A 24,680-nucleotide genomic window follows, 5' to 3' on the forward strand; every position below is an offset into this window, starting at 1 on the left:
ACTGCCTACACCGGGTGATGACCGAGTCCGAACGAACGGGAACGTTCCTCGTGACCGCGGCCGACGACGAGTCGGCGGTCCTTCGAGATGTCCACTCCGGGCAGGTACACACGCTCTCTTCGAACCCCGGCGTCTCCGAAGAAGAGGCCGTCCGTGGCACCGTCGCGCCCGACCCACCGATGAACGTCTCGTGGAAACTCGTCGACGTCGAAACGCGCTGGACCGTCTCCATCGAGCGCTCCTCGGAGTCGCCGACGACGAACTCACGAACTATCGCCAGCGAGAACCCAGACGGCGAACTCGTCACCCAAGAGCGAGCAGGGACGGGCGAGATTCACGTCCTGTCGGTGCCCGACGAGATGACAGAACAAGCCGTCGACGACATCCTCGACGACCGAGAGGGACTGCTCTCACGCGCCGCCCGACTCGACGTGAACCGCGTCGAGATTCGGTCCAGTTCGGGCGTCGTCGCGGTTCGGTACATGCCCTGAGAGTGACCCGCTAGTCCTGTTTTCCCGTCGTCGACGCAGGTCCGTCGGCGCTCTGGACGCACCACCCACCGTGGACGCTTCCTTCGCGTTCGACGAACTCTACTTCCGTCTCCTCGGAGAGCGTCGTCGCGCCGGCGGGTTCGAGTTCTTCGACGCGAAGCGTCAGCGTGAGCGAGTCACCACAGCACCCCACGTCGAGGAACTCTTCCCACTCGTCGCCGAGGGCCGCCTCGTCGTGGAACCGCTTCAGGTAGTTCACGAACCGGTCGGCCGTCAACTGGTCGCGGCCCCACGCGCTCAGTTCGTCCGGGAACGAGACGACGACGCTCGTCGCCGTCGCGTCAGTCGCTGGGTCTGGTGCCGCCGATTCACTGGTCATGGTTCACGATTGTTGTTCGAAGATTATGGGCCTGTCGCGGAATCGCCGCGCCCCCGTCAAACCGTGTGCCTCGGCACCGTATCCTGCCACGGATAAGAAACCTTATTCGGCGTCGCTCAGGACCGCAACGCATGGTCGAGTTTACGGTACCGGAGGTAGACTACACCCGGTACACGAATCGCCAACTCGCGGCCGTCCCCCTCGCGGTTCTCGCGGTGGCCCTGCTGGTCATCGGAGGGTGGTACGTCGCGACTGGTGCACCGGTAGACCCCGGCGTCGATTTCACCGGTGGCACCGAACTCCGTATCGCAACGGATGCCCCGCAAGACGAGGTCCGCGCGGCCTTCGATACCAACCCCGAGTCGATTCGCGCCGTCGCCGCCGACGGGACGTACGTGGTGACGTTCCAGTCCGGAAGCGCGACGACGACAGAACTCGAACAACAGGCAGAAGCGGCAGGCTTCGAAATCCGCTCTGTCGACGCCGTCTCCGCGAGTTTCGGCTCCGACACGCAACTGCTCGCACTCGGCGGCGTCCTCGTCGCGTTCGCCGGGATGAGCATCCTCGTGTTCGCGATGTTCCGCACGTTCGTCCCCTCCATCGCCGTCGTCATCTCGGCGTTCTCCGACATCGTCATCCCGGTGGCGCTGATGAACATCCTCGGCATCGAACTGTCGCTCGGAACCGTCGCAGCACTCCTCATGCTCATCGGGTACTCCGTCGACTCCGACATCCTCCTGAACAACCACATCCTCCGGCGCTCTGGTGACTTCTACGAGTCCACCTACCGCGCCATGCAGACCGGTGTGACGATGACGCTGACGTCCATCGCGGCCATGATCGTCATGACCATCACGGCGACGCTGTTCGGCATTCAACTGCTCGCCGCTATCGGCACCGTCCTCGTCTTCGGCCTCACCGCCGACCTGATGAACACCTACATGCTCAACGTGACGCTCCTTCGCTGGTACAAGTTCGAGGGGGTGGCCCGATGAGTACGCTCCGCGACAACTGGCGGGTCATCCTGCTCGTCATCGGCATCCTCATCTCGACGTTCGCCCTCTTCTCGCCGACGGTCGGGTCCCAACCCGCAATCGGCGAGGACGACAGCATGACCAACCTCAAGTACGGTCTCCAACTCGACGGCGGGACGCGAATCCGCGCACCGCTCGTCGGCGTCACTGCCGAGGAGGTGGAGTTCAACGGTGACTCCGACCGCGTGGTCGAACAGCAAGTCGCCGCGCAGTTACCGGACGCCGACGCCGCGGACGTCATCGCCCGGCAGACTGCCGAAGGTAGCACAGTCGAAGCGACTGCCGAGAACGTCACGACCGACGAACTCAGCAGTGCACTCGACGCGGCCGGGTACGCGCACGGTGAGGTCAGAGACGGCGTCACCGAGACGACCCGGACGGAGACGGTCCGCGTCCTCGAATCGAAAATCAACGAGGCGGGTCTCTCCGGTGGGACGGTCCAACAGGTGACGACGGCGACGGGTGAACACTTCATCCTCGTCGAAGTCCCGAACCGTGACCGCCAGGACGTCATCGACCTCGTCGGTGAACGCGGGACCGTCCAAATCGACATCTACTACCCAACCTCCCAGAACGGGTCGCGCGTCTACGAGACGCGTGAGGCCGTCTTGACGCAGGCCGACTTCACGTCTATCGGAACCGCACAGGAACCACAGACCGGTGGCGGGGCGTTCGTCCCCGTCTCGGTCCGTGACGAACCCGCACGGAACTTCCAGGACGACGTCGTCGAAACCGGCATCGCCCAACCCGGCGGCACGCAGTGTACGTACATGGAAGAAGGCGGCCGCAACACGACCGAAGGCTGTCTGCTCCTCGTCGTCAACGGGGAAGTCGTCAACGCCTTCGGGATGAGCCCCGGACTCGCCGACGGTATGCGCTCCGGCGAGTGGGCCAACGCACCGAGCTTCCAACTGCAGACGCTCAACACGTCCGAGGCACAGGAGATTGCCATCAACCTCCGTGCCGGTGCGCTCCCCGCGAAACTCGACCTCTCGGGTGAAGACGGCGGCACCTCGTCGTACATCTCCCCGAGTCAGGGTGAGAACTTCAAGACCGACTCGCTCATCACGGGTATCATCGCCGTCCTCGCCGTCGCTGGAGTCGTCTTCCTCCGCTACGGCAAACCGCAGGTCGCCCTTCCGATGATCGTCACGGGTCTCTCCGAGGTGTACATCCTCCTCGGGTTCGCCGCGGCAATCGGCTACCCACTCGACCTCTCGGTCATCGCTGGATTCATCGCCGTCATCGGGACCGGTGTGGACGACCTCATCATCATCGCCGACGAGGTGATGGGTGAAGGGACGGTGAAGTCGCGCAAGGTCTTCCAGTCGCGCTTCCGCCGTGCCTTCTGGGTCATCGGCGCCGCCGCCGCGACGACCATCATCGCGATGAGTCCGCTCGCCGTGCTCTCACTCGGCGACCTGCAAGGCTTCGCCATCTTCACCATCCTCGGTGTCATCGTCGGTGTCCTCGTCACCCGTCCGGCGTACGGTGACATCCTTCAACTCCTCTTGACCGAGGACCGCTGACACCACTTCTGAACCCGCTTTCACTGCGACTTTTCTCCGTCTCTCGTAGACCAAGCACCGAGTACGTGCTGTACGAGTGGTCTATCCCGATTCTGGATGGGTATCCGCTTCCGGTTGTTTCAAGCTCGGTATAATATCCAGTAGAATAATATAGTCTGAATCAAAACTATTGATTGAAGCGATTTCTGAGAAACCGCCGCCCCGTCGGTAATTACGGTGCAAAACACTCCACTCATGGAAGATACTCCACTTCGACACGACGACACGGACGCGACGACGACGACGACGACGGAGAGTCAGGGGCGACACGACGCCCCGGCCGATGACCTGGAGTATATCGCAATCGTCGCCCCGTACGACGACGCGCCGGACGAGTGCACCATCTTCCCCGCTGGCCTCTCCGAAGACGAGTTGACGACGACGTGGATTTCCGCCCAAGAAGGCTCGTACGTCTCGCTCGACGAGATGGTGTAACCCTCCGCCGACACTCGTTCCCCCCGACTAGTCCTCCGACTACCCCGCCGCGCGACCAGATTTTTCGTGCCTCAGAAGTCCCCGAGCGACGCCTGTTCGTGCGCGGCCAGCACGTCGGCGCACGTCGCCCACGACTTCCGTGCGCAATCCGGGAGGATACCGTGTTCGCGGACGAACTCCCGCAAGAAGTCACGCGTCGTCTGGTCACTCGGATAGCCGCTTCCGACTTCGCCGTACTCCTCGGCGATGGCGTCGACGCGGCGGTCACGTTCGACTTTGGCGACGATACTCGCCGCCCCGACGATGGCGTGTTCGTCGTCGGCGCGGTGCTGGGCGTGGACCTCGACGGAGACGCCCGCCTCGGCGAGTCCGTCGCGGACGCGAGTGCCGAACCGCGACTCGCTCACGTCGCCGGCGTCACAGACGAGTTCGTCGGCGTCTTCGGCGACTTCGGCCGCCGCGTCCACCTGCGCCCGGACGGTGAGGAGATTCATGTCCGTCTCCGGGTCGTCGATGGTCGCAGGTTCGACGAACGCGACACCGACCGAGATGTCGTCGCGTTCGCGGAGCGTCGCAGCGAGTTCCTCGCGGCGGGCGGGCGAGAGTCGCTTCGAGTCGGCGATTCCATCGGGAAGCGTCTCCGGGTCCGCTCGAACTGCCGCGGCGACCATCGGACCGAGCACGGGTCCCTTTCCGGCCTCGTCGACGCCGATTCGCATATCTGGACGGGTCTTCGAGGGAGGGATTGAACGTACCGATTCAGTCTCGTGGGTAGCAGTCCCAGTTGACTCGCGGTCCGGGGTCGGCGTGGTAGTCGAAGACGGTAACCTCGTCGGACGTGACGGCGACGGCGATACCCCTGATGAGTGGGGTCTGCGCGACGACAGACACGTCTTCGGTGTCGGATTGGTCGCCGACGGTGGCAGTGGCCCAGATTTCGTGGTCGGTCTCGGGGTCGAGCGACGAGAACACGGAGTCGTCCTCTTCGGTCGTCCACTCGTTTGCCGGCACGTCGTAGGCCGATTCGAACAGCACGTCCTTGGTCGTCCGGTCTTCGACGGTGAGCGTGACGGTGACCGGTTCGTCCCGTTTGTTGCGGACTTCGACGTCGGGGACGACTCCCTGTTCGTCACACGTGTGGGTCTCGATTGTCGTCGTCTCCGTCCCGACTTCCGTCGTGGTCGATTCCTGTGTCGGCGTCGGTGTCCCTGTGGACGTAGTCCCCGAAGAACCACCCCCCAGACACCCGGCGAGAAGCGTGGCTGAACCGCTTGCGAGTGCTTCGAGCACGGTTCGGCGGCGCGAGTGGAGGGACATGGACTGACCACCTTCCGGTCGAATAAGTGTCTTCCCCCTGTCCATTCGTGAGGTGGACTCTCGTCTTCCACTGCTCAGTCAGGTACCGACGGACCGAACCTGCTGCCCAATCGCCTCGCGCTTTCGCCACCCGACCACCGCGACGGCGACGAGAATCGTGAGATAGAACGCGTACCACCGGACCTGCTGAGAGGGAGCGAGTACCTCGCCGGTGAGGTTAATCATCAAGTGGAAGAGGATGGCCGCGAGGACGCTCTGGTCGGTGTTGTCGTAGAGCCACGCGTACAGCGTCTCTAAGAAGACGAACGTGGCGAAAAAGCGCCAGACGATTGGCTGGTACGACGCCTGACTGTAGTAGCCGTCCATCAAGAACAGCGGGATGTGCCAACTCGCCCAGACGACACCGCTGACGACGCCCGCGACAGTCGGGTTCCAGACGGCGATGAGGCGGTCCAGAAAGTAGCCCGTCGAGCCAGTCTCTTCGACTAGTCCAGCGCCGAGCGTGAACCCGAAGAACGCGAACAGACTCAGTGGCGTCACCAGTCGTTCGAGTGCCTCGGCGGGGTTCAGCGGGGTGGTCTCGGCACCGACGAGAACGGCGATTCCGGCGGCGGCCAGCGTAATCGCCGGATACAACCCGACGATGACGAGGTACCACCGCGGGCGAATCCGTCGAACGTTGACGATGCGGTCCCCGAGTCGCCGGAGACCAGCGACACCGCTGCGGCGGTACACCATCAGGACACCTGCCAGCGCGGGACTGATTGCACCGACGTAGAACAGGAGGACGTTCGGGAACGACCAGACGGACGCTCCGGAGAGAACGACGAGACTCCAGAAGAACCACGCCCACCCGAGGTAGATGGCGACGTAGCCCACCAGTCCGCGCTTCCCTGCGAAGACGGTGGGAGTCGCTGTCTGTCCCATACGGACTATCGGCGCGTCGTCATCTTAATGCCGAATCACCGTTCTCCGACTGTGGGAGTCGGGGCGTCGAGACGTGAGATGGCTTGCAGAGGAGAAGTCAGGCCGCTGGAACTGCGGTTCAGTCTTTGAAGAACTCGTCGTCCTCGAAGGGTTCGTCCTCGCCTTCGACGGCGATGACGTCGAGTGCAGTCACCACTGCACCAGTGTCGAGGAGGCCGGCGAGACTCGGTTCGGTCCGTCCCTCGTCGCCCGAGACGAGTTCCTTGATGTAGAGGCCACCTTCACCGTGAATCTCGACAGTCGCGTGCCGTGCGTCTTCGAGTTCGCCGGAGGCGTCGTAGACCTGCCGGACGCGGGTGAGACTGGCGCGGCGGTGGTCGACGCGGTTCGGCGTGTACTGGTCGATGGTCGCGCCGGTGAGTTCGTCCAGTGCGGCCTGCAACTCCTCGTCGGTCACGTCGTCGTCGAACTCGACGGCGGCGCGGTACTGCTTGCTCGCGTCGAGTTTCTTCACGCGTTCGACCATGTCGTAGGTGGCGAGGCGGAGTCCCTCGACTTCGATGGCGCCCTCGGCCATCGCGTTCACGTCGCCTTCGAGTTGCTCCACGTCGATGGTTCGGCGACGGGGTTCCATGATTTCGACCACGAAGGGACGACCCGTCCCGAGCATCAGTGCGTCCACGTCCTCGCGGCCCGCCCCGTGGAACTTCGCCTCGACGCCGTCCATCACGTCCATCACGACGGGCGCGACGAAGCCCTCGACGCTGTGTTCGTAGAGGTAGCCAGACCCGCCACAGTAGTCACAGGGCTCTTTTCCTTTGTAGCCCGACCCGTCGCACTCGCGGCAGGGCCACTCGGTCTGTGGGATGTCGCGTTCGAGTTTTCGGTAGCGGCCGTAGACGAACGCCGAGTTGAGTTGCGTCTCGACGACGTCTCGCTCGATGTCGAGGAGGAACTGCACGTCCGGGCGTGTGAAGTCGACTTCGGTGTCCGTGAGTCGGCCGACGCGCTTGCCGACTTCGCGGTTGAACTCGGACTTGAACAGTTCGCCGGCGTCTTCGGGGAGGCCGGCACCTTCCCGGAGGAGTATCTCGTTCTCTTCGACCAGCGGCGGTGCGCGCGTCCCGACCTGATACGTCTCGACTTCGACGTCGTCGATGGACGCGGCACAGCGCTCTGCCCACTCGTCGAAGCGGGCGCATTCACCTTCGCAGACCCAGCAGTCTTCGGTGTCGACGGATTCGTACGGTTCGTCTGCGTCGAGGGCGGCGGCGATGCGAAGCGACTTGCCTCGTTCGGCGTTCGTCAACCCGAAACTCCGTTCGGCGAAGGCCCGGCCGAGACAGGCGTCACAGACGGGCCCGCTCTCGGCGAGTGCGCGGGCGTCCTCGAGGATGCTCATACTCGGGTTCTCTCGGGGCGCGCGTAACTACCTTACTTTGTTCGAACGTCCGCAGCGATTCATCTTCTTGCTGAGACATTCGTCAACACGCGTCGAGTGAGGTGTTACCCCGACTCCGAAAAATTTCATGTACGGGGCCGTGATAGTCCGGGCAACAACCGGGTCTCAGGTCGATATCTCGTGTCTATCGGAACACAAACACATCGAAACATCGCACTGTTCGCAATCCTCGCGGTTCTCTGGGGGACATCATTCATCGCTATCGAAGTCGGGTTGGAGGTGCTTCCCCCCGCGCTGTTTGCTGCACTCCGGTACGACGTGGCCGGCGCCGTTCTCTTCGGCTATGCGTTGTTCGCAGCCGAAGATTGGCGGCCACGCGGCCGAGACGAGTGGGTCGTCGTCGCCGTCGGTGGCACGCTTCTCATCGGTGCGCACTTCGCGCTCTTGTTCTCCGGTCAACGGTACGTCACCAGTGGTGTCGCGGCTATCGTTCTCAGCACCTCTCCCATTCTCACGCCACTGTTCGCGTGGTCGATGCTCCCCGACGAACGACTCGACGCTGGTGGGTTCGTCGGCGTCTCTCTGGGTCTCGTCGGAACCGTCGTCATCGCCCTCTCTTCTGGGTCGGTCGGCGGCCAACTCGTGGGCGTCGTCCTCCTCTCTCTCGCCGCCGTGAGTTGGGCGTTCGGCACCGTCCTCGTCAAGCGACTCCCCGGTAACCCACCGGTCGTTCCGATGCAGGCGTGGATGATGCTGCTCGGTGCTGGACTGCTCCACGTCGTGAGTCCCGTCCTCGGCGAACCCGGTATCGCAACTGTCGCGTGGTCACCGCTCGTCGTGGCGGCACTCCTCTTCCTCGCCGTCATCTGTAGCGCCGCCGGGTTCATCATCTACTTCGTCCTTCTGGACCGCATCGGTGCCATCGAAATCAACCTCGTGAGCTACGCCGTGCCCATCGTCGCCGCACTCAGTGGATGGGCCGTCCTCGGCGAGACCATCGGGTCCGAGACAGTCCTCGGGTTCGTCTTCATCCTCACTGGTTTCGCGCTGATGAAACGGCGGGCACTCGTCCCGTTCGTTCAGCGTCTCGGCGTCCGTACCGGTCTCGTGGCACCCGACGCAGTCGGTGACTACGAGCACGACGGCGTGCCTGCAGACGACTAAGCGCGCTTCTGTCGGTCGTCGACTGCGCCGAACTGGCCGCGTCTTCGAATAAAAAGGTTCGCCGACGGTCGCCGGTCGGTTACTCGCTGGTCGTGGTCGTCTCGTCCGCAGACGTCGTCGTGGTATCCGTGACCGTCTCGTTCGCAGTCGTCGTCGTGGTCGGCGTGGTCGTCTGGTTCGTGGTGGTCGTCTCGTTGGCCGTCGCCGTCTCAGTCGGCGTGGCTGTCTCAGTCGCCGTCTCTTCGGCGGGGACTTCGTGCGTGGCGAGTACCGACTCGGTGCCGGCGCGACCCACCCAGACGACTTCGACGGTGGACCCGGACTCGGCCGCCTCGATTTCGACGAAGTTTCCGACCGAGACTGGGTACGGTTGCGTCTCGTCGTCGTCTGCGACCCACGTCGTGGTTCGCTCGCCGTCGACGGCGACGTAGACTTCGGTCGTGTCCGCGTCTTCGATTTGGTCGCCACCCATGTGGACTGCACGGAGGACGCCGCCTTCGCTCGGGAACGCGATGTCGGACTCCGGAACCGGGGCGGGTTCGGGAGTCGTCGTCTCGTCCGATGCGCCGCCGGACGTCGGAGCGCCGCCGAGACAACCGGCGGTGAGGAGGGCACCTGTCGCGGTGACGCCTTTCAGAAAGGTTCGTCGTTGCATAGGCAATTTTTGCGAGGCCGATATAAATGTCTTTTATGTTATATTTTGGGCATCGATGACCAGTCCCACGGTCACACTGAACACTGTCGAGAACGTGACCAGACGTGAAAAACCGGGGCGCTAGAAGAGACCGATACCCAGTTGACCGAGAGCCCACAGCACGGCGAGTGTGACGGCGACGCCGAGTCCGACCAAGAGGACCGTGACGATGGCGACGGCGAAGAGCAGGAACCGCCGGTCTGCTTCGACGCCTTCGCCCGAAAGCTCGCCGTAGCGGTCTTCGATGAGGCGGACGTTCCGCGCGTTCGCCTTCCACGCGGCGTCGAACACGTCACCGACGACGGGGAACGACCCAACCGTCGCGTCGAGCAGAACGTTGCCGAACATCCGCGCGAGTGTCGCCCGCGGGACGCCCATCATCGCCGCTTCGACGAGGATGTACGCCGAGAGGGCCGACCCGACAGTATCGCCGACGCCGGGAATGAAGCCCAAAATCGGGTCGAGACCGATGCGGTAGTTCGTCCCCGGAATCTCGATGGCGTTGTCGAGGTAGAAACTCACAGTACGGAGTCGCTCCAGTGTCTCTTCTGGCAAGTCGTCGTCGAAATCGACGATTGCGTCGGGTTCTCGTGGACGGTCACCGACGTGCTGGAGGCTCGAATCGTTCACGCCGGAAGAATCGCGCCGCTCGAACTTGAGCGTGGCGTCGAATCCGTCGCCCGTCGAGACTGGACAGGAACGAAGGACGTTCGTCGGAAAAACGAGTGGCGCACACGCCCCCACGGTATCGGGCGTGTGCGCCGGGTAGAGCTACAACCAGGAGTGCCGCCGAACGTGGTACTCGTCCGACGGCGACCGCATCAGGGGCAGCGTGTCGCGCTTAGAGACCGACCTCCATCGCGCGTTCGACGACGTCGGTGCTGTAGCGTTCTTCCAACTCCTCGTGTTGGTCCGGGCGGTTCTCGTAGACGTCCTGGAACAGACTGATGGGTGTCATCGCGGCCTGATAGGTCGCTTCGTCCCACATCCGGTCGGTGGAGATGTCGAATTCGGTGCCACCGATGCGGAGCGTCGCAGACCGTTCCATGGCGATTGCACCTCGTCCGGCCTCCTTGGCCGCCTCGAACTCTTCCATGGAGTCGACGATGTCGTCCATGCTCGGGACGTACGAGGTCAGACCGAGGAGTTCCTCGTGCAGTTCGTCTTCGTCTAGCGTTCGCGTGTCGCTGCCGACGCGGAGTTCGTAGCCACCGTCGCTCGCTTCGAGCGACATGCGGTCGCCGTCGTAGACTTCGACGCCGTCCTCGGATTCGAGTTCGACTTGCTCGCCGTCCACGTCGAGAAGCCAACTCCCGGTCTTCGGCGGAAGCGGCGACGTGTTGGCCTCGACGACCTGTCCGGGCGTGAGAGACCAGATACCGAGCATCCCTTTCGCCTGATTCTCCGTCATGCGCTCGTGGTAGCCTTCCACGTCGCGGATGTCGTCGTACGGGCCGTCGACGGCGATACACCCGGCGGCACTCGCCCCGCGAGAGGTGTTGTGGCGGAGTTCTGGCCACGGTGGCAGTTCACCCGTCGGCGTGATTGCCCGCATGTCCTTGGTGTAGTCGACTTCGCCGTCGACGAGGAGGAACATCCGTTCGAGGTTGTTCTCGGGCTTGCCCATCTCGTCGCGGAGTTTCCGCATGGCGAGTTCGGCCTGTCCGCTCTCGATGATGACGGACATGGCGAGACTCCCCTCTTCGAGGCCGTACTCGTTTTCGACGATGGTGAAGAACTCGTCGGCCTTCTTCCAGTCGTCGATGCCGCCGACTTCGGGGATGACGAACCCGTCGATGTGTTCGACGGCACCCTTCTCTGGGTCGGCAATCTTCAGCATGTGCTGGAAGCCCTGATAGCGCGTTCCCGGACTGTCGCGGTGCCAGACCATCCGCGGGTGAATCTCACCGGGGAAGTCTGCGCCGTGTTCCGAGACGACGTCGATGATGTTCTGTGCACCTTCGTCGCGCATCGAGGGCGCTGTCGCGTCTTCGTTGTCCGGGACCCACACGTCCGGGGCCTGCATCCCGCGGAGTTGGGCCGCGCGCCGGAGCATCTTTGCGGAGTCTTCTTCGCCTTCGATAGCCGTCGGCGAGGTGAAGAACGTCCGAACGAACGCTCTGTCGTGTCTTCGTTCAGTCATGTATATTTATCTCAATTATCGTGTGTTAAGAATTACTTTGGGAGAAATTCTGCGGGGAAACCTCAGTCGTCGTTCGACGTGATGGGGTCGGCTTGTTCTTCGCTGAACCCTTCGGATTCCTCGATGCGACGACGGGCCTCGGGGTCGAACTCTGTCTCGATGTCCTGATACCGCGAGACGAACGACAGTTCGTGGTGGCTCTCGGTCGGGTGGTCGAGGTAGCGCTGTTCGAGGTCGAACTGCCCTTCTTCGTCCTGTTCGGCGAGCTTCTTGAAGTCCTCGTAGACGGCGTGTGCGCCCGAGTGGAGGCCGAACAGCGTGATGAAGATGTACTTGTAGCCGAGGTCACCCAGTTCTTGGAACGTGAGTGGGTCTTCCTCTTCGGACCACGCGAACGACGACGAGTAGTTGAACGCGAGTTTCAGGTCGGGATGCGTCTCGTGAATCTCCTCGGCGTACTTGACGGCGTCCTCTCGGCTCGGGTTCGGCATCTCTGGCCAGACCAGGTCGACGCCGGCGTCGGCGTAGATGCGGCCACGTTCGAGGTGTTCTTCCCAGTCACCGTTCGACGACCCGTAGGCGTCGGTGCGGGCGATGATGATGGTGTCTTCGCTCTGCTTTGCGTCGACGGCCGCCTCGAATCGAGCCTTGGCCTTCTCCCGGGAGACGATTTGCTTCCCAGCGATGTGGCCACATCGCTTCGGCGTCGTCTGGTCTTCGATGTGAATCGCGGCGACACCAGCCTTCTCGTACTCGCGGACGGCGCGGCGGACGTTGTGGATGCCGCCGTAGCCGGTGTCACAGTCGGCGATGATGGGGAGGTTCGTCGCCTCGACCATGCGCTTTGCGTTCTCGACCATCTCGGTCATCGTGACCATCTCCAGGTCCGGGAAGCCGAACTGTCCGAGGACCGTCGAGTAGCCAGACATGTACGCGGCGTCGTGGCCGGTCATCTCGGCCAGTCGGGCGTCCAGTGCGTGGTACATGCCGGGAGCGAACACGAAGTCCTGCGTGTTCAGCTTCTCGCGGAGTTCGCGGGCTTTCTGGTTGTCAACTTCCTGTGCGAAGACGTCGCTGTCGAGTTCGGTCGGATTCATTGGGTGTTGTCGGTCGGAGTCGTCTGCATCGTCTGCTCGATGCGGTTCAGTTGGCTACGGAGCGCGGCGAGTTCACGACGGATGTTCGTCATCTCGTCTTCCTCGCCGGGTGTCTGGATGAAGGGGACGAGCGGCGCGTCCATGTTCTCCTCGTTGTTGGGGTAGCGTCGCGTCGTCTGGGGAGGGCGAGTGGTCGTCGTGCGGGTCGTCGTGTCGGTTCGGGTCGTGTTGGGTCGGTCTGTCATCGGTTACGTTGGGGGTGTGGGTGGTCGATAGCGGTCCAGTCGGCGGGATGTCGATTTGTGATGTGCTGCGGCGGATACTGCGGATACTACCATTGTGCGTTACCTCACTCGGTTCGACTCGAGAGCGATATTAAAAGTTAATCATTTATAATGATAATATTCGTTAATGACTTAGTTCGATACGCACAGATACTAGGTCCTAATTTGATACGTCACACCATACCACACAACCGCGACGACGACCGTGTCACGTGGTTCCACGCCATTCCGCGTACAGCACGCTTAATCGCGTCCACGTCTGACGACGCACCAACGAATGGCATCTGCGATAGAGATACGAGGCCTCACGAAGTCCTATGGCGACGTGACGGCCCTCGACGGAATCGACCTCGACGTACCGGAAGGGTCGTTCTTCGGACTGTTGGGACCGAACGGTGCCGGGAAGACGACGTTCATCAACATCCTCGTCGGCCTCGTCCGCAAATCGGGCGGGACGGCCAGTGTGTTCGGGTACGACGTGGAGGCCGACTACCGAGAGGCCCGCGACCGAATCGGCCTCGCCCCACAGGAGTTCAACGTCGACCGCTTCTTCCCCATCCGCGAAGTGCTGGAACACAAAGCCGGGTATCACGGGATTCCACAGGACGACGCACGCGAACGGGCCGACGAAGTCCTCAAACGCGTCGGCATCTACGACAAGCGCGACACCCGATTCGACTGGCTCTCGGGCGGGATGAAACGCCGCTTCATGCTCGCACGTGCGCTCATCACCGACCCCGACCTGCTCATCCTCGACGAACCGACCGCCGGCGTCGACGTACAACTCCGACACGAACTGTGGGAGACCATCGTCGACCTGAACGACCAGGGGACGACCATCCTCCTCACGACCCACTACATCGAAGAAGCAGAGCGACTCTGTGACGAAGTCGCCATCCTCGACTCCGGGCGCGTCATCGAAGTGGCGAGTCCCGAGGAGTTGATGGACCGCGGCACCGACGACATCGTCGTCCAACTGCGCGACAACCCGACGGCAGTTCCCGACTTCGAGGCCGAAGACGACCGGGTGGAGTCCGTCGAACTCGATGGCACTCGCCTCGTCGTCACCGCGCATCAAGGTGGACTCGTCGCCCCCGACGTGGTGCAGGCACTCGACGATGCCGGCCACGAAATCGTGGACCTCGAAATCTCGCGCACCTCGCTCGAAGAGGTGTTCGTCGAGATGACCAGACAGGGACAGGGCCGTGCGACGATGGAGGTAGAACAATGACTCTCGACGTGACCGGGTTCTACGCACTCCTCCGGCGCGAAGTCCTCCGATTCGTCCGCCGTCCCCGGAACACGTTCGTCCCGCCGTTCATCACGAACGTGCTGTACTTCTCGGTGTTCGGCGTCATCCTCGGTGAGCGTATCGACCAGATTGCGGGCGTCCGCTACATCCTCTTCATCCTCCCCGGTCTCATCGTCCTCGGGGCCGTCTCGAACGCCTTCGAGAACGCCTCCTTTTCCATCTTCCACGGTCGCTGGAACCGCTACATCGAAGAAGCACTCACCTCGCCGTTGTCGTATACTTCGATGGTCGGCGCGTACGTCCTCTCCAGTGCGACTCGCGGCATCCTCGTCGGCGCACTCGTCGCACTCATCGGCGCGTTCTTCACGACTGTCGGCGTCGCCCGACCGTTCTACCTCGTGGCGTTCATGCTCGTCATCACGCTCCTGTTCGCCGGATTCGGCGTCGTCGGTGGTCTCTGGGCCGACGACTTCGACGACCTGACGATGATGAACCAGTTCATCCTCCGCCCCCTCGTCTTCTTCGGCGGCGTCTTCTACTCGCTCAACGAGATTCCGGAGGTGTTCCGACAGGCGTCGCTCCTCAACCCGATGATATACATGGTCAACGGCGTCCGCTACGGGTTCCTCGGCGTCACCGAAGTCGACCCGAACCTCTCGCTCGGCGTCCTCTCAGCGCTCACGTTCGTCGTCGTCGCCGTCAACATCGTACTCTTCCGGCGCGGGTACGGCTTGACCGACTGACTGCGGCGCGTTTGGACGGCTGACGCTCGTCTGTTCTTTTCGCTCTGTCAAAACTCGCAGAATGTGAGCGGATTCGCCTGCTGCAACCGATGGCCGAACTCCCACGTGGTTGTGATATCCGACCTGAGCTGACCTAGGACGTTAATTATCCAGACAGCGTGAATTCGTATGCCATGACCATCACGACGGAGTTTGTCCTCCGGTCGTCCTCGCTCCCTCTCGTCAGCATCGCCAACACACTCCAACCCAGCGAAATACAGAGCACACATGCGCTCTGTCTACAGCCAGACGTGCAGATATTCTCCGTTCAGTTCGACCGCGACGACAGTATCTCGGAGGACGCTCTATTGGCCCTCGACGAAGTCTTGGAGGTGGATTTAGTTGGAGAAACGCCTGATAAGATAGTCTACAAGCTCACTGTCGAGCTAGAGGAGTCCGTATCGCAGGCATTCGCTCCCGACTTCGAAGGGGCAGAATTGAGACCGACCATCGTCACCGACGAGGGGTGGCACGAGACGAAGGTCTTCAAAGACTACGAGAACTTCAACGCGTTCCGGCAGAGCTGTGAGAACCACGGTATCTCTCTCGACCTTATCTCCATGTCCTCCGAATCCGCTCACTCCGTCAGTTCATCACAAGATGGACTGACCGACCGGCAACGAGAAGCCCTTTCTCTCGCTATCTCTCGGGGGTACTACGAGAGTCCGCGGCAGGTCACAGCCGACGAACTCGCTGCGGAACTCGGCATCTCGCAACCGTCGCTGTCGAGTCTCCTCCGCCGTGGCGAGCGGCAACTCCTCACCTCGGCGCTCGGGACACAACCGCATATAAACACACTTTCCAGATAGCATCGAGCCAAAGTCCTCCCTCGCCCTCGTTGTAGCTGATGTCAGCACATTTCGGATCGGAACTGGACGGACAGGTCGCAATCGTCACCGGCGCGTCTTCTGGAATCGGCAGTGCGACCGCCGAGTCACTCGCATCACGAGGGGCGAGTGTCGTCCTCGCCGCCCGACGCGAAGACGAACTCGAGGAACTCGCGGCCCGAATCGAGAGCAATGACGGCGACGCGCTCGTCGTTGCGACAGACGTGACGAACGACGAGGATATCGACAACTTGGTCGAGACGACGCTCGACGAGTACGGCCGTATCGACATTCTCGTGAACAACGCAGGCCTCATGCCGCTCGCACACATCGCGGACGCTGACCGCGAAACACTTCAGACGACGGTCGATGTGAACCTCACCGGACTCATCACCCTCACCCACGCTGTCGTTCCCACGATGCTGGAGCAAGGGAGTGGGTACATCGTCAACGTCTCGTCCGTCGTCGGTCGCTTCCTCCAGCCGAACAGTTCGCACTACAACGCAGCGAAAGCGGGCGTCAAGATGTTCAGTGACTCGCTCCGACTCGACGTTGCCGAGGAGGGGATTCACGTCGCCACCATCGAGCCGGGGGCAGTCGACACCGAACTGCTCGACCACATCCCGGACGACGAACTCCAGTCGAACGTGAAAAATCTCGTCGGGTCGATGGATGCGCTCGCACCGGAAGACATCGCTCGGACGATTACGTTCGTCGTGACGCAACCCCCGCGTGTCGATATCAACGAAGTGTTGATTCGACCACTCGACCAAGTCCAGCCGTAACTTCGGGGTGAACTGCTCTCATCCAGTCCCCGCTGGCGAGCAAGCAACAACTGCACCCTACGTGACTCGGCACAGATTCACTCATAAACACCCTTTCCTGATAGCACAGCACCAAAGTCACACGTCATCTAACTGAAAAGCGGGAACATCTATGGATATCACCAACGGCTGTTCGCAAGCCTCTATCGAAGGCCCAGACGAGTACTTCACGGGGGACGCCCGAATCGACCCGCTATTCGACCCGCAAGGCGACGCCCGCGCAGCGGCGGCGAGCGTCACGTTCGAACCGGGGGCTCGCACCGCGTGGCATACCCATCCGCTCGGCCAGCGACTGATTGTAACGAGCGGCTGTGGGCTGGTGCAACGAGAAGGCGGAGAACGCAAGCGGATTCGCGCGGGTGACGTGGTCTGGTTCCCGCCGGGGGAGAAACACTGGCATGGTGCGACGCCGGACAAAGCGATGACGCACATCGCTATTCAAGAGGAGCGTGACGGGGACGTCGTCAACTGGTTAGAACACGTCAGCGACGACGAGTACGACCCCGAATTAGATACCTGACCGCTGTCTCTCCCAACGCAGACGGCCCGAGTCCCGGCCGATTCACGCCCTGTATTCAGCACAGCCCCGACGAGGTAGCAGCGACAGAGAATTGCAAGAGGCCCGTTCTTTTCTTCACCAACTGGTCGCCATCCCCCGACTTCCGAGAGCCGAACAGCTATGCGACGTGTGTGCGAAGCACACGACATGGCCGACCCCACTCCCGACCTCGACCGTTTCACCTCCCGGCGGTCGACCGTCTACGCACCGAACGGCGTCGTCGCGACGAGTCAACCACTGGCCGCACAGGCGGGCGTGGAGATTCTCTCGAACGGAGGGAACGCGTTCGACGCCGCTGTCGCGACGGCCGCCGCGTTGAACGTCGTCGAACCCACGTCGACGGGACTGGGTGGCGACGTGTTCGCGTGCTACCGAACTGCCGACGGTGAGGTGGGCGCGATGCGCAGTTGTGGCGGCGCACCCGCGGACGCGACGCGTGACCGGGTTCGCAAGGCGGTCGCCGCCGAGGAGGGCGTGCCCCTCTACGAGGTGGAGATGCCGGAGACGGGTGCACACACAGTCACGGTCCCCGGGACTGCTCGCGGGTGGGAGGCGACGCTCGACCGCTTCGGTGCAGGGTCGCTCGAAACGGCACTCCAACCGGCGATTCGCTACGCGAACGAGGGCTATCCCGTCACGGAAGTCGTCGCGGCGCAGTGGCAACACGGCGAAGTCCTGTTCGAGTCCGACCACGCACGCGAAGCGTACCTCTTCGACGGTTCTGCGCCGACAGTCGGGCAGATGGTTACGCTCCCGAAGTTGGGCCGGACGCTCGAACGGGTCGCTGAGGAGGGTGCGGACGTCGTCTACGAGGGTGACATCGCGGCGGCCATCGCCGACGAAGTCCAATCCAACGGCGGATTTCTCACCACCGACGACTTGGCCGCGTTCGACCCGGAGTTCGTCGACCCCGTTTCCACGACCTACGGCGGGGTAGAAGTGTACGAACTCCCACCGAACAACCAGGGCCTCGTCGCACTCGAAGCCCTGAACGTCGCCACCGAAATCGACGCCGGCGACCACCCGTTCGGGTCCGCCGAGTCGGTCCACGCGCTCGCCGAGTCGATGAAAGTCGCGTTCCACGATGGCCACCGATACATCACTGACCCCGAATACGAGGAGATTCCACCGCTGGCCAGTCGCGAGTGGGCGGCGAAACGGGCCGAAGAAATCGGTGACGAGGCGAACCACGAGGTGACGTTCGGCGTCGCCGACGCACACGCTGAAGACGCCGATACCGTCCTCTGTTGTGTCGCCGACGCCGCCGGCAACGTCGTCTCGTTCATCAACTCGCGGTTCGCCGGGTTTGGGTCCGGCCTCGTCGCCGGCGACACCGGCATCGCCCTGCAGAACCGTGGTGCCTCGTTCTCGTTGGACGACGACCACCCGAATCGGTTGGAACCCGGGAAACGCCCGTTCCACACGCTCGTCCCGGGCCTCATCGAGTTCGGCGCGGACGACTGGGCGGCCTTCGGCGTGATGGGTGGATACATGCAACCGCAAGGGCACGTGCAGGTCGTCTCGAATATCGTAGACCACGGCCTTCCGGCGCAGGCCGCCCTCGACGCACCTCGGTGGCGATATCGCGAAGATGGGATGCTCGCAGTCGAAGACAGACTCGCCGGCAGCGTCGGTGCGAAGTTGGCTCGGAAGGGCCACGACGTTCGGGTCCTCCCGGCGTCGATGTTCGGCGGTGCCCAGTTCGCTCGCTGGGAGGACGGTACGCTCTCGGGAGCGACCGAACCACGGAAAGACGGGCAGGTAGCCGGGTATTGAACCGCTTCGTTCAGTCGCGGTAACTCGGCCGCTCAGCAATCACGTGGGCTCCTCGGTCACTCTTCGCCGCTGGTCACGCTCGCCGGCCGGTCACTCCTCGCCGCCGTCTGCGGACACTTCGTCCACGATATCGGCCACCCGAACCCGGTCGACCAGTCGGTCGAGGACGTCCGCCGAGATGTCGGAAGTGTCGCCAGCTTGCACGCTCCAGAGCGTCGCGTACAGACCACCCTCCGCGACGAGTTCGTCGTGCGTGCCGGATTCGACGACGCGCCCCTCGTCGAGGACGACGATGGTGTCTGCGTGTCGAATCGTCGAGAGACGATGTGCGATGACGAGTGTCGTTCGACCCTCGGTCAATCGGTCGAGCGCGCGCTGGATGAGGAGTTCTGTCTCGGTATCGACGGCGCTCGTCGCCTCGTCGAGGACGAGTATCCGTGGGTTCTGAAGCATCGCGCGGGCGATGGAGAGTCGCTGGCGTTGCCCACCCGAGAGTTTCACGCCGCGTTCGCCGATGCGGGTGTCGTAGCCGTCGGGTAAGTGCGAGACGAAGTCGTGTGCTTCGGCGGCCGTCGCGGCCGCGACCATCTCTGCTTCCGTCGCCTCGAACGCGCCGTACAGCAGGTTCTCGCGGACCGTTCCGTCGAAGAGATACACGTCCTGACTCACGTACCCCATGGCTTCACGGAGACGCTGTATCGACACGTCGCGCACGTCGTGGCCGTCGACACGGACCGACCCGCCAGTGGTGTCGTAGAGACGCAAGAGGAGTTTCGCGGCGGTCGATTTCCCCGCCCCCGTCGGACCGACGAGTGCAACCGTCTCACCGGGGGCGGCGGCGAACGAGACGTCGTGGAGCACCTCTCGCCCAGTGGCGTACGCGAACGACACGTGGTCGAACTCGATGCGACCCGCGACGGTACCGAGGGCCACCGTCTCGGAGGAGTCTCGCACCGTCACGTCGCGGTCGGTCAGGCCGAAGATTCGCTCGCCCGAGGCGCGGGCGTTCTCGTAGGCGTTGACGATGCGTCCAGCACCGGAGAGTGGGTCGATGAACCGCTGCGTCATGAACAGGAAGGTGACGAACTCGCCGACGAGGAGTTGCCCCGTGAAGGGCCACGGCGGGCCGAGGATGAGCCAGAGTCCACCGATGGCGAACGTGGCCGCGAAGGCGACGCCCGCGAGGAGTTCCATCGTCGGTTGGTAGAGGTAGTCGAGTCGGACGACGGCGAGCGCTCGCGTGTAGTAGTCCATCGACGCGTCGGCGACGCGGGCCGTCTCGTACTCCTCGGTGGTCGAGGCTTTGATGACCTCCATCCCGGCGACGTTGTTCTCGATGCGCGTGTTGAGTGCGCCGACGCTCTCGCGGAGGGCGCGGTACATCGGACGGATAGTCCGCATGAACCAGACGGTGAAGACGGCGAGGAGTGGGACGGCCACGAGGGTGACCACGGCGAGTTGCGCGTTCAGGTAGAACAGGACGCCTGCGATACCGACGACGGAGACGACGAGTTGCAGGCCGCCGGAGAGCGTACTGTCCAGAAACGTCCGCAAGTTTCGGACGTCGCTGTCGAGGATAGAGAGCACTTGGCCCGTCTGCTTGTCGTCGAAGAAGGTCATGTCGAGGCGCTGGAGCACGTCGTAAGTGTCCACGCGGACGGCGTGCTGGACGCGATTCGAGTAGACGGCGAGGCCGAGTCCTTGTACCCACGAGAGGCCGACACCGGCGACGAACGCGACGATGACGAGCCAGAAACTCAGCCAGAACTGTCCCGTAACCGTCTCCGGAATCCACGACTGCGGTACGAGCGGCAGTGCGTAGGCGGTGTTCTGGAAGAACACGGCGTCGATAGCCACTCCGAGGACGAGTGCCGGCACGATTCCGACGAGTCGATTGAGCACGCTCGCGAGTAACCCGACGACGAAGAACGGGAGGTTCTTCCGACCGTATTCGGCGAACAGGCGGACCATCGGGTCGCGCCCGGATTGGTGGCTCACTTACCTGAGGTAAGCATCGAGCGGACATGACGTGCGCGGTGGGGGTAATCGGCGTTCCTGCGCCTCCTGCCCGCGAGTGAACAGGGCTAAGAGGCTTTCCGGCCGAGTCGCACCTATGCGCCAATTCATCGTCCTCGGCCACGACGTGCCGACGACACCCGACTTCACGCTCGACGACATCGCCGGCGGTGCCGGCCGTCTCGACGTGCTCTGCCGCTGTGTCAACTCTGCGTTCTTCCTCTCGCACGCGATTCGTGAGGACGTGCGTGTCCACCTCGTCCTCGGCGACGAGTACACCGTCCGATTCGAAGGGTCGGAGCTTCGCCGACTCAACCCCGACGAGCGTTCGACTGCCGCACTCGTTCGGAAGGCACTGGAGAAACGCGACGAGGCTATCGGCCACATGCCTGCCGAGTCGTCACCGGGTGTCTCTATCCGACGGATGGGGTTCGAAGCGACACTCGAAGAGGCGGCCCGCGATTCGACTGTCGTCGAACTCCACGAAGACGGCGACCCGGTGGTCGACGTGGAACCGCCCGAGAATCCATTGTTCGTCCTCTCTGACCACAACGACTTCACCGACGAGGAAGCCGAGTTGCTGGCCGACGTGTCTGACCAGCGGGTTCGACTCGGCCCGGAAGTTCTCCACGCCGACCACTCGATTACGGTGGCGCACAACTACCTCGACACCGAGGGCTATTCGCAGTACTGAGGCGGGGTACGCGGTGTGTCATTCCGTCTGACGGTTGCGCCTAATCATAACTGTTAAAGCCAGCCGTGGCTTGCGTGAGAATGCGGGCCGGTGGGGTAGCTTGGTATCCTTCGGCCTTCGGGTGGCCGTAACCTCAGTTCGAATCTGAGCCGGCCCATTTCTACCCCTTTCAACGCCAACGAGCACCGCGTAGCGTGTGCGAGTTCTGCTAAAGTGGCTGTATGGGCGACCGAAGATTCGAACGCCCGAGCGATAGCGAGGGAAGTTCGAATCTGAGCCACATCGGAAATTGACCCTTTACTGAGACCATCTATTTTCACTCTCCCAACTAACGTTCCCCACCAATGTTCCTCGACGCGTGGGGGTTCGACCCACGAGATGTAGACGATATCGTCGTCGAACGAGGAGACATCGACGGCTACACCGAGGCAGGTGCCGTCCTCAGCGACGACGAAGCCTATCGCTACCTCCTGTGGCGAGTGTGGGACCCAGACAAGCCGACGCTGACGTACATCATGTGTAACCCGAGCGTTGGCCGCGGCACGAAAAACGACAGGACGCTCGACAGATGCACGTCGATTGCACAGGCAAACGGCTATGGGGGGTTCGTGGTCGGGAATCTGTTCGCTCGGCGCACGCCACACCACGAGACGTTGTCCGAGGACGACGACCCAATCGGTCCCGAGAACGACCGCTTCCTCCACGCGCTCTGTGCCGAAGCAGAGACAGTCGTCGCCGCGTGGGGCGGCATCGGCCAGAAGTTCGGTCGCCCCGACGACGTCACGGCGATGCTGGACGTCGACTTCTTTGCCATCCACGAAAATCGAGACGGGTCGCCACAACACCCGCTCTACGCGACGCAGGGCGCCGGGTTGACACGCTGGCACTGCGATGGCTGAAGTGGCGCACACCGTGTCTCTGTCGTGGAATAAGCGGTCTGACCGAGTGGCACAAACGTTATGTGTCGCCCTCGGGTGAACCTCGTATGGTATGCCCTCCTCGCGTCACGACTCACACGCGCTACGGTGCCGACAGGCGGCCACTCGGTACGAACGTCGGCCGATGGTGATGCGATGACGGACCGGTCGAGCGTTCGCCGGCGGACTGTCCTCGGTGCACTCGCAACCGCTGGACTCGGGTCGATTGCTGGGTGTTCGAGCGGCGGTGACGACGACAGTGACGACGCCACGACCACCATCGAAGACGACTTCGCCCGCGAACTCGCGATTCGATTCGCACCGACACTGTACTTCGACGAGTACGAACAGTGGTTCCCGACGGACCCGAGGCGGTACGCGAGCGACCGAGATGGAGAGACCATCGTCGACGGGTTCGACGCCTTCGACGGGTACCACGCACGGAAGAACGAGACGGGCGACGTGGCCCCCGACCCGACGGTGTTCTACAACGTCGTCCAGTACGAGAACTCCCCGCTCGCGGTGGTCCAGTACTGGTTCTACTCGGCGTTCGACCAGTTCACGACGAACTTCCACTGGCACGACTGGGAGGTGTTCCACGTCTTCGTGGACACGGGTGAGGGAGACGGACGCGACGTCGCAGACGCCGTCCCACAACTGTTCGTCGCCAGTTCGCACTCTCGGAGGGTGCCGAACAACGAGTTCCTCGACCCGGACCCCGAACGAGTACCGCGCATCCTCTCGGAGTTAGGGTCGCATTCGAGTGCGCTGTCGGTCAACGACAGTCCCGACCGATTCCAGCGATTCCCGTCCGACGGAACCTTCGCCGACATCACCAACAGTTCCATCGAACGCATCGAGGACATCGCAGAGATTCCAATCGCCTACGGCCTCCCGCGCGACGAGGGCGCGGGACTCCCGTACGTCGTCCCCGAGTTAGACGGCGTCCCGCTGTACGACGACGACAGACTCCCGTCTGTCGAACGTGCGGACCTCGTGGACGACGCGTTGACCGTCCGGTCGTTCGACGCACTGTCGTCCCCACCGACCAACCTGCCGAAGCGAGCCACTGGACTGGTGTTCGACCACGGGGAGAGAGACACGGACGCCGACGTGACGTACGAACTCGTCCTGGCGGGTGACGTCGAACACATCGCCGACTTCACCGGGCCGCAACTGAGTTTCGAGTTCGCCGTGCCGCAGTTCGCCGAAGACGCCATCGCGAGTCACATCACGACCACGGGCGCGCCGTGGTCGCAACCTCGATACGAGAACCCGGCGGCGGACATCTCCGAACCGAACCACCGACTCGCGTTGGCCGAGCGGTACGACGTCATCAGCGAACCATCCACCGTCAACACGCTCTTCGTCCAGGTCACAGAGGCCGTCATGGCTGACGATGCACCGGACGGCGAAGGGTTGACCACGCAAGAATCGACCATCGAGTCGGTTGTCTTGCTGGAGAGCGACCCAGAGGCGGTACCGACGTTCGGTGGCATCGGCGTGGTTCAGGACGTCCCTGCGGGCGACCACCGAATCACGGTCAACGGGGCCGGTCTCGCACCGCACAGCGAACAGGTTTCGGTGCCCGACGGCGGCGACGCGGGAGATGCCCCCGTCGCTGCCGGCGTCGACGGCGAGATACCACTCGTCGCTCGCGAATCGGCGACGAAACTGGAAGTCGACACCGACGGGGCGGACAGCGACCTCACCGACCTCGGGGTCGAAGACGACTTCGCTGGCCGGTTGTACGACGCCCCGGTGACCGGCCCGGACGCCGTCTACGTCCACCGCGGCGGTGCCTACACGGTGGAAGTCCGCGACACGGAGGACGAAGTCGGGGCATTCCGCGTCAATCCCGACCCGACTGCCGACTCGCCCACGGACTCCGGTATCCGAATCGACCGACCAAACACTGGGAAAGCGTCGCTGGCGACGTTCCTCGCCGATATCGCAGAGGAGACACAGGCCCACGTAGACGCAGTCGCCGACCGGGCCGGGACCCCGAGCGGGAACGACCAGGACGACAGCACTGGCTCGGAAAATGCGGTCAGAGGACTCGCCAGAGCACTCGCTGCCGTCGCCGAGGCGGCCCGCC

The 24,680-nt window shown here is 63.1% G+C and carries 25 protein-coding genes and 1 tRNA gene; 15 read left to right on the plus strand and 11 right to left on the minus strand.

Annotation, left to right across the window (positions count from 1 at the left end; genetic code table 11):
• The first annotated feature begins 17 nt into the window (after positions 1-17).
• The gene (locus AUR66_RS02850) at positions 18-491 is read left to right on the plus strand and encodes a DUF5812 family protein (RefSeq protein WP_058571009.1); all 474 of its coding nucleotides are present in this window, start codon (positions 18-20) and stop codon (positions 489-491) included.
• Between the two features lie 10 nt (positions 492-501).
• On the opposite strand, the gene AUR66_RS02855 is transcribed toward AUR66_RS02850, so the two are convergent.
• A complete protein-coding gene (locus AUR66_RS02855) occupies positions 502-870 on the minus strand; it encodes a hypothetical protein (RefSeq protein ID WP_058571010.1) in 369 nt (122 codons plus the stop codon).
• Positions 871-1,001: 131 nt separating this feature from the next.
• On the opposite strand from AUR66_RS02855, the gene secF reads away from it, so the two are divergent.
• From secF to AUR66_RS02870, 3 genes are all read left to right on the plus strand, one after another.
• Complete coding sequence (secF, locus tag AUR66_RS02860) at positions 1,002-1,865, plus strand: protein translocase subunit SecF (RefSeq protein WP_058571011.1); 864 nt, start codon at positions 1,002-1,004, stop codon at positions 1,863-1,865.
• The gene (gene secD, locus AUR66_RS02865) at positions 1,862-3,433 is read left to right on the plus strand and encodes a preprotein translocase subunit SecD (RefSeq protein ID WP_058571012.1); all 1,572 of its coding nucleotides are present in this window, start codon (positions 1,862-1,864) and stop codon (positions 3,431-3,433) included. The genes secF and secD overlap by 4 nt, the downstream gene beginning before the upstream one ends.
• A gap of 234 nt (positions 3,434-3,667) precedes the next feature.
• Positions 3,668-3,907 carry a DUF7511 domain-containing protein gene (locus AUR66_RS02870; RefSeq protein ID WP_058571013.1) on the plus strand — a complete coding sequence of 80 codons (240 nt, stop codon included), beginning with the start codon at positions 3,668-3,670 and terminating at the stop codon, positions 3,905-3,907.
• A 71-nt stretch (positions 3,908-3,978) separates the two neighbouring features.
• On the opposite strand, the gene rnhB is transcribed toward AUR66_RS02870, so the two are convergent.
• From rnhB to AUR66_RS02890, 4 genes are all read right to left on the minus strand, one after another.
• Positions 3,979-4,626, minus strand: a complete 648-nt coding sequence (rnhB, locus tag AUR66_RS02875; RefSeq protein WP_058571014.1) for a ribonuclease HII — start codon at positions 4,624-4,626, stop codon at positions 3,979-3,981.
• Positions 4,627-4,666: 40 nt separating this feature from the next.
• Entirely contained in the window at positions 4,667-5,224 is a 558-nt protein-coding gene (locus tag AUR66_RS02880) for a hypothetical protein (protein WP_058571015.1), read from the minus strand.
• Between the two features lie 78 nt (positions 5,225-5,302).
• Positions 5,303-6,151, minus strand: coding sequence for a CPBP family intramembrane glutamic endopeptidase (locus AUR66_RS02885; protein ID WP_058571016.1), 849 nt, complete (start codon positions 6,149-6,151; stop codon positions 5,303-5,305).
• Positions 6,152-6,269: 118 nt separating this feature from the next.
• A complete protein-coding gene (locus AUR66_RS02890; protein WP_058571017.1) occupies positions 6,270-7,553 on the minus strand; it encodes a tRNA pseudouridine(54/55) synthase Pus10 in 1,284 nt (427 codons plus the stop codon).
• 180 nt (positions 7,554-7,733) lie between these two features.
• Between AUR66_RS02890 and AUR66_RS02895 the strand changes: the two genes are divergently transcribed.
• Positions 7,734-8,717, plus strand: coding sequence for a DMT family transporter (locus AUR66_RS02895; RefSeq protein WP_058571018.1), 984 nt, complete (start codon positions 7,734-7,736; stop codon positions 8,715-8,717).
• A 79-nt stretch (positions 8,718-8,796) separates the two neighbouring features.
• Here the strand turns inward: AUR66_RS02895 and AUR66_RS02900 are convergent, their stop codons facing one another.
• The 5 genes from AUR66_RS02900 to AUR66_RS02920 form a co-directional block, all read right to left on the minus strand.
• Positions 8,797-9,372: a twin-arginine translocation signal domain-containing protein gene (locus AUR66_RS02900; RefSeq protein WP_058571019.1), complete on the minus strand. Its 576-nt coding sequence runs from the start codon at positions 9,370-9,372 to the stop codon at positions 8,797-8,799.
• Positions 9,373-9,492: 120 nt separating this feature from the next.
• Positions 9,493-10,041 carry a DUF4112 domain-containing protein gene (locus AUR66_RS02905; RefSeq protein WP_058571032.1) on the minus strand — a complete coding sequence of 183 codons (549 nt, stop codon included), beginning with the start codon at positions 10,039-10,041 and terminating at the stop codon, positions 9,493-9,495.
• A gap of 211 nt (positions 10,042-10,252) precedes the next feature.
• A complete protein-coding gene (gene aceB, locus AUR66_RS02910; protein WP_058571020.1) occupies positions 10,253-11,554 on the minus strand; it encodes a malate synthase AceB in 1,302 nt (433 codons plus the stop codon).
• Positions 11,555-11,616: 62 nt separating this feature from the next.
• A complete protein-coding gene (aceA, locus tag AUR66_RS02915) occupies positions 11,617-12,651 on the minus strand; it encodes an isocitrate lyase (RefSeq protein ID WP_058571021.1) in 1,035 nt (344 codons plus the stop codon).
• Positions 12,648-12,896, minus strand: coding sequence for a hypothetical protein (locus AUR66_RS02920; RefSeq protein ID WP_058571022.1), 249 nt, complete (start codon positions 12,894-12,896; stop codon positions 12,648-12,650). The genes aceA and AUR66_RS02920 overlap by 4 nt, the downstream gene beginning before the upstream one ends.
• Before the next feature lie 316 nt (positions 12,897-13,212).
• Here AUR66_RS02920 and AUR66_RS02925 point away from each other — a divergent pair, with 316 nt between their 5' ends.
• The 6 genes from AUR66_RS02925 (at position 13,213) to AUR66_RS02950 (ending at position 18,955) form a co-directional block, all read left to right on the plus strand.
• Positions 13,213-14,166, plus strand: coding sequence for an ABC transporter ATP-binding protein (locus tag AUR66_RS02925; protein WP_058571023.1), 954 nt, complete (start codon positions 13,213-13,215; stop codon positions 14,164-14,166).
• Positions 14,163-14,930 carry an ABC transporter permease gene (locus AUR66_RS02930; protein WP_058571024.1) on the plus strand — a complete coding sequence of 256 codons (768 nt, stop codon included), beginning with the start codon at positions 14,163-14,165 and terminating at the stop codon, positions 14,928-14,930. The genes AUR66_RS02925 and AUR66_RS02930 overlap by 4 nt, the downstream gene beginning before the upstream one ends.
• A 173-nt stretch (positions 14,931-15,103) precedes the next feature.
• A complete protein-coding gene (locus tag AUR66_RS02935) occupies positions 15,104-15,778 on the plus strand; it encodes a helix-turn-helix domain-containing protein (RefSeq protein WP_058571025.1) in 675 nt (224 codons plus the stop codon).
• Between the two features lie 38 nt (positions 15,779-15,816).
• Positions 15,817-16,581, plus strand: coding sequence for an SDR family oxidoreductase (locus tag AUR66_RS02940; protein ID WP_058571026.1), 765 nt, complete (start codon positions 15,817-15,819; stop codon positions 16,579-16,581).
• Between the two features lie 151 nt (positions 16,582-16,732).
• A complete protein-coding gene (locus AUR66_RS02945) occupies positions 16,733-17,140 on the plus strand; it encodes a (R)-mandelonitrile lyase (RefSeq protein ID WP_058571027.1) in 408 nt (135 codons plus the stop codon).
• Between the two features lie 186 nt (positions 17,141-17,326).
• Complete coding sequence (locus AUR66_RS02950) at positions 17,327-18,955, plus strand: gamma-glutamyltransferase family protein (protein ID WP_058571033.1); 1,629 nt, start codon at positions 17,327-17,329, stop codon at positions 18,953-18,955.
• A 90-nt stretch (positions 18,956-19,045) separates the two neighbouring features.
• Here the strand turns inward: AUR66_RS02950 and AUR66_RS02955 are convergent, their stop codons facing one another.
• A complete protein-coding gene (locus tag AUR66_RS02955; protein WP_058571028.1) occupies positions 19,046-20,926 on the minus strand; it encodes an ABC transporter ATP-binding protein in 1,881 nt (626 codons plus the stop codon).
• 142 nt (positions 20,927-21,068) lie between these two features.
• On the opposite strand from AUR66_RS02955, the gene trmY reads away from it, so the two are divergent.
• The 4 genes from trmY to AUR66_RS02975 all read left to right on the plus strand — a co-directional run.
• Entirely contained in the window at positions 21,069-21,665 is a 597-nt protein-coding gene (gene trmY / locus AUR66_RS02960; protein ID WP_058571029.1) for a tRNA (pseudouridine(54)-N(1))-methyltransferase TrmY, read from the plus strand.
• An 84-nt stretch (positions 21,666-21,749) separates the two neighbouring features.
• Positions 21,750-21,822 (plus strand) — tRNA-Pro (locus AUR66_RS02965).
• Between the two features lie 187 nt (positions 21,823-22,009).
• A complete protein-coding gene (locus AUR66_RS02970; protein ID WP_058571030.1) occupies positions 22,010-22,564 on the plus strand; it encodes a DUF1643 domain-containing protein in 555 nt (184 codons plus the stop codon).
• A gap of 174 nt (positions 22,565-22,738) precedes the next feature.
• Positions 22,739-24,680 (plus strand): hypothetical protein (locus AUR66_RS02975; protein ID WP_058571031.1); only part of this gene is annotated, 1,942 nt, incomplete at its 3' end.

The organism is Haloferax profundi, assembly GCF_001469865.1.
GTDB lineage: Archaea > Halobacteriota > Halobacteria > Halobacteriales > Haloferacaceae > Haloferax > Haloferax profundi.

Coding starts and splice junctions, on each gene's coding strand:
- AUR66_RS02925 (WP_058571023.1), top strand. CDS start 13,213: ATGGCATCTGCGATAGAGATACGAGGCCTCACGAAGTCCTATGGCGAC.
- AUR66_RS02920 (WP_058571022.1), bottom strand. CDS start 12,896: ATGACAGACCGACCCAACACGACCCGAACCGACACGACGACCCGCACG.
- AUR66_RS02855 (WP_058571010.1), bottom strand. CDS start 870: ATGACCAGTGAATCGGCGGCACCAGACCCAGCGACTGACGCGACGGCG.
- rnhB (WP_058571014.1), bottom strand. CDS start 4,626: ATGCGAATCGGCGTCGACGAGGCCGGAAAGGGACCCGTGCTCGGTCCG.
- AUR66_RS02945 (WP_058571027.1), top strand. CDS start 16,733: ATGGATATCACCAACGGCTGTTCGCAAGCCTCTATCGAAGGCCCAGAC.
- aceB (WP_058571020.1), bottom strand. CDS start 11,554: ATGACTGAACGAAGACACGACAGAGCGTTCGTTCGGACGTTCTTCACC.
- AUR66_RS02870 (WP_058571013.1), top strand. CDS start 3,668: ATGGAAGATACTCCACTTCGACACGACGACACGGACGCGACGACGACG.
- secF (WP_058571011.1), top strand. CDS start 1,002: ATGGTCGAGTTTACGGTACCGGAGGTAGACTACACCCGGTACACGAAT.
- AUR66_RS02880 (WP_058571015.1), bottom strand. CDS start 5,224: ATGTCCCTCCACTCGCGCCGCCGAACCGTGCTCGAAGCACTCGCAAGC.
- AUR66_RS02885 (WP_058571016.1), bottom strand. CDS start 6,151: ATGGGACAGACAGCGACTCCCACCGTCTTCGCAGGGAAGCGCGGACTG.
- secD (WP_058571012.1), top strand. CDS start 1,862: ATGAGTACGCTCCGCGACAACTGGCGGGTCATCCTGCTCGTCATCGGC.
- AUR66_RS02935 (WP_058571025.1), top strand. CDS start 15,104: ATGACCATCACGACGGAGTTTGTCCTCCGGTCGTCCTCGCTCCCTCTC.
- AUR66_RS02940 (WP_058571026.1), top strand. CDS start 15,817: ATGTCAGCACATTTCGGATCGGAACTGGACGGACAGGTCGCAATCGTC.
- AUR66_RS02955 (WP_058571028.1), bottom strand. CDS start 20,926: ATGGTCCGCCTGTTCGCCGAATACGGTCGGAAGAACCTCCCGTTCTTC.
- aceA (WP_058571021.1), bottom strand. CDS start 12,651: ATGAATCCGACCGAACTCGACAGCGACGTCTTCGCACAGGAAGTTGAC.
- AUR66_RS02930 (WP_058571024.1), top strand. CDS start 14,163: ATGACTCTCGACGTGACCGGGTTCTACGCACTCCTCCGGCGCGAAGTC.
- AUR66_RS02900 (WP_058571019.1), bottom strand. CDS start 9,372: ATGCAACGACGAACCTTTCTGAAAGGCGTCACCGCGACAGGTGCCCTC.
- trmY (WP_058571029.1), top strand. CDS start 21,069: ATGCGCCAATTCATCGTCCTCGGCCACGACGTGCCGACGACACCCGAC.
- AUR66_RS02950 (WP_058571033.1), top strand. CDS start 17,327: ATGGCCGACCCCACTCCCGACCTCGACCGTTTCACCTCCCGGCGGTCG.
- AUR66_RS02890 (WP_058571017.1), bottom strand. CDS start 7,553: ATGAGCATCCTCGAGGACGCCCGCGCACTCGCCGAGAGCGGGCCCGTC.
- AUR66_RS02850 (WP_058571009.1), top strand. CDS start 18: ATGACCGAGTCCGAACGAACGGGAACGTTCCTCGTGACCGCGGCCGAC.
- AUR66_RS02970 (WP_058571030.1), top strand. CDS start 22,010: ATGTTCCTCGACGCGTGGGGGTTCGACCCACGAGATGTAGACGATATC.